General features: G+C 71.4%; 6 protein-coding genes. 2 read left to right on the plus strand and 4 right to left on the minus strand.

The window, feature by feature from the left end; all coding sequences use genetic code 11:
* A partial coding sequence (locus VF468_23830; protein ID HEX5881319.1) for a sodium:calcium antiporter occupies nucleotides 1-722 on the minus strand: 722 nt, incomplete at its 3' end.
* Nucleotides 723-781: 59 nt separating this feature from the next.
* On the opposite strand from VF468_23830, the gene VF468_23835 reads away from it, so the two are divergent.
* Nucleotides 782-3,037 carry a DEAD/DEAH box helicase gene (locus tag VF468_23835; protein ID HEX5881320.1) on the plus strand — a complete coding sequence of 752 codons (2,256 nt, stop codon included), beginning with the start codon at nucleotides 782-784 and terminating at the stop codon, nucleotides 3,035-3,037.
* Nucleotides 3,034-3,498, plus strand: a complete 465-nt coding sequence (locus tag VF468_23840; protein ID HEX5881321.1) for a TIGR00725 family protein — start codon at nucleotides 3,034-3,036, stop codon at nucleotides 3,496-3,498. The genes VF468_23835 and VF468_23840 overlap by 4 nt, the downstream gene beginning before the upstream one ends.
* A gap of 4 nt (nucleotides 3,499-3,502) precedes the next feature.
* Here the strand turns inward: VF468_23840 and VF468_23845 are convergent, their stop codons facing one another.
* The 3 genes from VF468_23845 to VF468_23855 form a co-directional block, all read right to left on the minus strand.
* On the minus strand, nucleotides 3,503-3,679 hold the full coding sequence (locus VF468_23845; protein HEX5881322.1) for a hypothetical protein: 177 nt from the start codon (nucleotides 3,677-3,679) through the stop codon (nucleotides 3,503-3,505).
* 32 nt (nucleotides 3,680-3,711) lie between these two features.
* Nucleotides 3,712-5,340 (minus strand): MATE family efflux transporter, encoded by a 1,629-nt coding sequence (locus tag VF468_23850; GenBank protein ID HEX5881323.1) that lies wholly within the window; start codon nucleotides 5,338-5,340, stop codon nucleotides 3,712-3,714.
* On the minus strand, nucleotides 5,324-6,857 hold a 1,534-nt coding region (locus VF468_23855; GenBank protein HEX5881324.1), incomplete at its 5' end, for an alkaline phosphatase family protein. The genes VF468_23855 and VF468_23850, both read right to left, overlap by 17 nt.

Below are 6,857 nucleotides of genomic sequence, written 5' to 3' on the forward strand. Positions count from 1 at the left end.
ATGCCGAACTCCTCTCCGATCTCCTGCAGCCCCTCGGCGAACGGCTCGGCCACGAGCAGGATCATGGTCGCCGAGAACAGGAACAGGAGGAGCGTGGTGATCCGCCGGGGCACCCTGGGCAGGGCCCCCAGCGCGGCCGCAGCTCCGATCAGCTCCGGCTCCTCCACCTCTTCCTTGGCGGCGCGGATGATGTAGAAGACGAACAGTGTGCCCAGCACGCCCAGGTCGAGGATGGACAGCTGTCCCCGCAGGGGGATCGTGAACGCCCACAGCGTGGCTACGAGCAGGAACCCCACATCGGTCCGCTGTTCGGCCCGGAGGTCGACACGCGGCCGCCCCGTCTTCCACGCATAGATCAGCACCACCGCCGACCAGCCGAGCCCGATCAAGAGCCGGTTGGCCCCAGTCATGTTCGCCACGGCCAGGTGCCGGGCTTCCTCGTCGCCCTGTCCCGCCCGGTACGCCAGGAACAGGTCGACGGCGTACTCGGGAAGGACGGCGATCAGCGCCAGCACCGCGATGGCCAGCGTCTGGGAGATGTCGAGCTGGGCGACCTCGGCGGCCCACGACAGGATGAACGCGGCACCGAAGATGGCCACCCCGAACAGCGTCGTCTCCAGGACCACCGGGACATGCAGCAGGTCGAACCGGACCGCTAGGCCGGGGAGCGGAGAGGCCAGGGCCAGTATCAGCGAGGGTCGGAGGAGCGACTCGCGCCGCACGGGGACGAAGCATACCGGACCCCCGGCTTCGCTCGGGCGGTCCGTGGCACCATGGCCCGGTGGACGCCAAGGGGTTCCTCCACGGGCTGGCCGAGGACGAGCTCACCGGTGACCGGCTCGTCCATGTCGAGACGCTCCCGGCCCGCGATCCCGAAGCCTCGCCGTTCGCCGGCCTGCCCGACCCGATCCCCGACCGGCTCCGGCTCCTCGGGATCGACGGCCTCTACCCGCACCAGCGTCGCGGCCTCGAGCTCCTCGAGGAGGGGCGCAACGTGATCGTGGCCACCGGGACCGCGAGTGGGAAGACCCTCGTGTACGACCTGGCCTTCGCCCGAGCCGCCCTCGCGGACCCCCGCAGCACCGCGTTGTTCCTGTTCCCCACGAAGGCCCTGGCTAGAGACCAGCTTCGCCAGATCCGGGATCTCCGCCTGCCCCAGATCCGGGCGGCCGTGTACGACGGCGACACCCCCTCGTCGGAGCGGCCCCTGATCCGCCGGACCGCCAACCTGATCCTGTCGAACCCCGACATGGTCCACGCCGGGATCCTCCCGGGCCATGCCCGATGGGCCGACTTCTTCCTCCGCCTGTCGCTGGTCGTGGTGGATGAGGCTCACGTGTGCCGGGGGGTGTTCGGGTCGCACGTGTCCATGGTCCTCCGCCGCCTCCGCCGGATCGTGGCGCACTACGGTGGGGACCCGCGGTTCGTGATGGCCTCGGCCACGGTGGGCAACCCCGCGGAGCTGGCCGAGCGGCTCGCCGGGGTCCCGTTCGAGGCCGTCGACGAGGACCGGTCGCCTCGGGGCGAGAAGCTCTTCTGCCTGTGGAACCCCCCGCTGCTCGATGATGAGACGGGCGCGCGGGGAAGCGCGATCACCGAGGGTGCCCTGCTGCTGTCGCGGCTCGTCGAGGACGACGTGCGGGCCATCGCGTTCGCCCGGTCGCGACGGGCGGCGGAGATCCTGGCCGACGCAACCCGCCGGAGCCTCGATCCCGCGCTCGCGGGGCGGGTCAAGGCGTACCGGGCCGGCTACCTCCCCGAGGAGCGCCGGGCCCTGGAGCGAGCGCTGGCTGAAGGCGACCTGCTCGCCGTGGCCTCGACCTCGGCCCTGGAGCTGGGGATCGACGTCGGGTCGCTCGACGCGGCCATCCTGACGGGCTATCCCGGAACACGGGCCTCGATGTGGCAACAGGCCGGTCGGGCCGGACGGCGGAGCGAGTCGTCCCTGGCGGTGCTGGTGGCGCAGGACGACCCCCTCGACCAGTACCTGGTGTCGCACCCCGAGGACCTGTTCCGGAAGCCGCCCGAGGCTGCCGTGATCGACCCGACCAACCCCTACGTGGTCGGGCCGCACCTCCGGTGCGCGGCCCGGGAGCAGCCGCTGGTCGACGAGGAGATCGCGTTCTTCGGCGACGCCGGCGCGGAGGTCGCTTCGACGCTCCTGGCCGACGGGGCGCTCGTGGACCGCCGCGGGCGGCTCCACGCCCCGGCCGGCGATGCCCCCCACGCCGATGTCGACATCCGCTCCGCGTCGGGGCGGCTGTTCCTCATCGTCGAGGCCGACACCGGCACGCTCCTCGGCACGGTCGACGAGTCACGAGCCTTCCTCCAGATCCACCCCGGCGCCATCTACCTCCACCAGGGCGAACAGTTCGAGGTGGTGGAGCTCGACCTGGCCCGGAGCGTGGCACTGGTGCGGCCATCCGACGCCGACTGGTACACCCAGTCCAGGGATATCACCGACATCGAGGTCCTCCGCGCGCTGACCGAGTCGAAGGTCGGCGAGACGCCGATGCTCTTCGGCGACGTCCGGGTGACCGATCAGGTCGTCGGCTTCGTTCGGAAGCTCCACATGACCGGGGAGACCCTCGAGACGGTGCCTCTGCAGCTGCCTCCCCAGTCCCTGGAGACCAGGGCGGTGTGGTGGGCGGTCCCGGACCAGGTGATCGCTCGTGCCCGCGTCGCCCCGGCCGACCTCCCCGGGGCGGCGCACGCGGCGGAGCACGCGGCCATCGGCCTCCTTCCCCTGGTGGCCACATGCGACCGGTGGGACATCGGCGGCGTGTCCACCGCGCTCCATCCCGACACCGGCTCGTGCGCGATCTTCATCTACGACGGGTACCCGGGCGGGGCCGGCATCACCGAGCGGGGGTTCGGTGCGGCGGAGCGGTGGCTCGGCGCGACGCTCGAGGCGATCCGGGTCTGCCCCTGCCAGTCCGGGTGCCCCTCCTGCGTGCAGTCACCGAAGTGCGGCAACGGCAACGAACCCCTCGACAAGAACGGGGCCGCCGCGCTCCTCGAGGAGATGCTCAGGTGAACGGGCCGTACGTGGCGGTGTGCGGGCCGGGCACGGCCACCGGAGAAGAAGAGGAGTGGGCCGAGGAGGTCGGCCGGAGGCTGGGGGAGGCCGGCGCCGTCGTCGTGTGCGGGGGCCTCGGGGGGGTGATGGACGCCGCGGCGCGAGGGGCCGCCGCCGCGGGAGGGACCGTGATCGGCATCCTTCCCGGCGAAGATCGCCTCGGCGCCAGCGAGCATCTCACCGTGGCCATCCCGACCGGGATGGGCGAGGCCAGGAACGCGTTGATCGCCCGAGTGGCGGACGCGGTCATCGCCATCGGCGGGGAGTGGGGGACGCTGTCGGAGATCGCCCTGGCGCGGAAGATGGGGAGACCGGTCGTGGGCCTCGCCACCTGGGCGCTCGGCGACCGAGCCGAGAGCATCGTCCACTCAGACTCACCTGAGGAAGCGGTCGGGCAGACCCTCGAGCTCTTGGGCTGAAGGCTCAGACGGGGCGGGGGAGGCCGTCGCGGACGTCCTCGACCCGGTACGTCGCCAGGCACCGCTGGCACAGCAGGAAATCGGTCTCGCGCCGGAATGGAACGGCCACCTCACCGACCGTGACCACGCCGTCGGGGAGCACCCCGGATGCCAGAGGGGCGCCGCACTCGGTGCAGCTCACGGGCATCACCTGAGGGTCGGACATCTCCACCGTCACGGTACCTCCGTGGATTCGTCACCGCCAGGGGGGATCCCTTCCGAGCGTCCGACGGCGGCCCGGGCCAGCCGCACCATGGCGCCGCGCTCGGCCGGCGGCAGGCCCACCCACAGGAGGACCGGCAGGTACCCGACCGAGGCCGCTGCCGCGGTGACGAGGAGATCGACCGGCCAGGGCGCGCCGGCCAGGGCCAGGTGGGCGACGATCCCCAGACCGAGCCCGGCCAGCGTGGGAAGCAGCAGTCGCGCGTAATCCCGGTCGAAGGGCTGGATCCTCACGAAACGGTGCACGAGCCACAGCCGAGCCAGCTTCGACAGCGCCATCGTCAGCGCACCGGCCACCGCGGCCCCCACCATCCCGAGGCCGAGGCCGCCGATCAGGAGGATGGCCGCACCGATGTCGAAGGCCACGGAGGCCGCGTACACGACCAGATCCCAGCCGGTACGCCCCACCATGATCAGGATGAAGCCGACGGTGCCGGTGGCCACGTTGACCAGCTGGCCCAGCAGCAGGATGAGCAGGGCGGTGCGCCCGGCCCCGAATTCGGAACCGAACAGGCGCAGGGCGGACTCCGGGGTCACCGCCAGCACGATGAAGATCGGCAGGGTGGCTGCCATCGTCCACCTGGTGAGCTGCTTGAACAGCCGGTCGAGCTTCTCCCGCTCCCCCCTGGCGTGCAGGTCGGCGACGAACGGGCTGAACATCAGCGAGACCGAGATGATGAACAGGAGGATGACCTGGGCGGCCCGGGCAGCCGCCGCGTACACGCCCGTCTCCTCCGACGACGCGTACCGAGCCAGCACGAAGAGGTCCGTCCAGAACAGCAGCTGGGAGAACAGCGCCGCCGGAGCCCGGGGGGTCCCGTACCTGAGCAGGTCCCGGACCTCGCCGGCCTCGGGCGGTTCCCGGCCGAACCCCGAGGTCTCGCGGCGCCACAACCAGGCCGCTGCGATCGTGGCCAGGACCCACGATCCCGCGTAGGCCAGCGTCGTCACCCCGACCGAGCGCGCGGCCAGCCACCCGACCAGGATCAGAGCCATCCACCCGAGCGGCTGCCCCATCCAAAATACGTAGAGCGTGTGCCGCATCACCTTCAGGCCTCGGGTGGCCCCCAGGTACACCTGGACCAGGGCCACGAACGGGATGGCCAGGGCGGCGGCCCGGAACGCCGAGGTGGCCCCGGCGACCTGATCCGATGAGAACGCCCGTGCCAGCGGCCCGGCGAAGGCGAACACCAGAGAGGCCACCGCCACGCTGGCCACCGTGGAGATGACCGCCGCGCGCGATACGATGGCCCGCACCCGGGCTCGATGGCCTCGACCCACGTCGATGGCCACCCGCCGGACCGCGGCCATATCCATGCCGACCCGCGAGAAGTACCCGAGCACCAGCGCGCCCTGGGTGGCCAGCGTGACGATGCCGAAGGCCGCGGCCCCCTGGACCCGCGTGATCAGGACCTGGGTGGCGAAGGTGGCCAGGATCGCCACCACCAGGCCGACCGCGGACTGGCCCGTCCCGGCCAGGATGGTGCGTTCGTCCCCGAACCGGTCGACCGGAAGGATCTGCTCGACGGCGGCCCGGAGCCGGCCGCTCCGGCGCCCCGGCTCGCTACTCGAGGTAGCCAAGGCCGCGGAGGTGCTCCTCGACCTCCAGCGCCTCGTCCTCGGCCAGGCCGGTGGTATCGTCCGCCCCGCCGTCCGGTTCGCGCACACCCGCGGCCGCCACGGTGGCCTCGTCGCCCACCACCGAGGAGAGCACCTGGCCGTCGGGCTTCACCGAGGCCGCCACGCCGAGCGCGGCCAGGATGGTGGGCGCCATGTCGACCAGGAGCGCGGGCTCGGCGAAGGCCTCCGCGCGTACCCGCGGCCCCGTGGCGGCGATCACGCCTTCCATCCGATGGTCGCCGGAGAGCCAGTCCGCGTCCTCGACCATCGACTTCGCGTGAGTGAGGCTGTACAGCGGGGCAGGCTCGAGAAGGATGTCGGGGGCGGTCTCAGCGTGTCGGCCCGTGAACACGTCCTCGCGCCTGAGGACCCGCCGGATGGGCTTCTTCCCGGTCGCGGGGTCGACGAAGGCGTCGAGCGCCTCCATCACCCGGGTCCGGGTGGCCTCGAAGTCGCCGGGATCGACAACGCCGTCGGGCTCCCGGCCGGCGACGTTGATCGAGACCCCCTCACCCGTTGAGCGCACCGAGGTAAACGCCACGGTCTTCTGCCAGTTCACCGATTGAGGGAGCGAGATACGACCGTGCAGGCCGAGCATGTCGTAGACCTTCCGGGCCGCGGCCCGCATGGGCCCCCACTGCATGGGGCCGAACACGGCCTTCGACGCGGCGAACCGGAGGAACCCCAGATGCTCCAGGAGCCGGTCCATGTGCAGCGCGCGGGTGCACGACTGGAACCCGTGGTCCGAGACGAACAGCACGAGGTCGTCGTCCCGTGCGCGCTCGAGGATCCGGCCGAGGGCGTCGTCGAGGAGCCGGTACACGTCCCGGATCTTCTCCGCGATCGGCTCCCGAGAAAGCGTGGCGAAATCGGGGTGGTCCGGGGCCACGAACTTGTCGAGACAGTGCTGGACGCGGTCCGTGGCCACATAGATCAGCGCGGCGAACCGCCAGTCGGTGGTGTCCATGAGGTGGAGGTTCGCCCTGGTCCTGGCCTCGGTCAGCTCACGGGCCTCCTCCAGGAAGGGCTCAGGACGGTTCCGGAACGTCGTCCAGGACATCCCGTTGATCGGGAAGGGGACCCCGGCCTGCTCGAGCTCACCCGCCAACGGCTCGGGGTGGGTGAACGGGCGCCACTTCGGGAGGACCCCGCCGGCCACGAGCTTGCCGTCGATCTTCGGCGGCGGGAACGTGAGCGGCAGGTTCGTCATCACGGTGGTGCAGCCGGCCGCCGTGAGGTCGGCCAGCATGGTCTTCTCCTTGATCGACCGGTAGGTCACCGGGAGGTTCTTCCGGACCCCCGTCTCCTTCTCGAAGATGTCGTACACGCCGTGGTTGGACGGTTCCACCCCCGTGAGGAAGGACGGCCATGCCGCCCAGGAATGGTTCGGCGTCGTCGACCGGAGAACGCCTCGGGCGCCGCGGTCGATCATCGCCTGCAGGTTCGGCAGCATGCCCGACTCCAGCATGGGGTCGAGG

The organism is Actinomycetota bacterium, assembly GCA_036280995.1.
Lineage (GTDB): Bacteria > Actinomycetota > CALGFH01 > CALGFH01 > CALGFH01 > CALGFH01.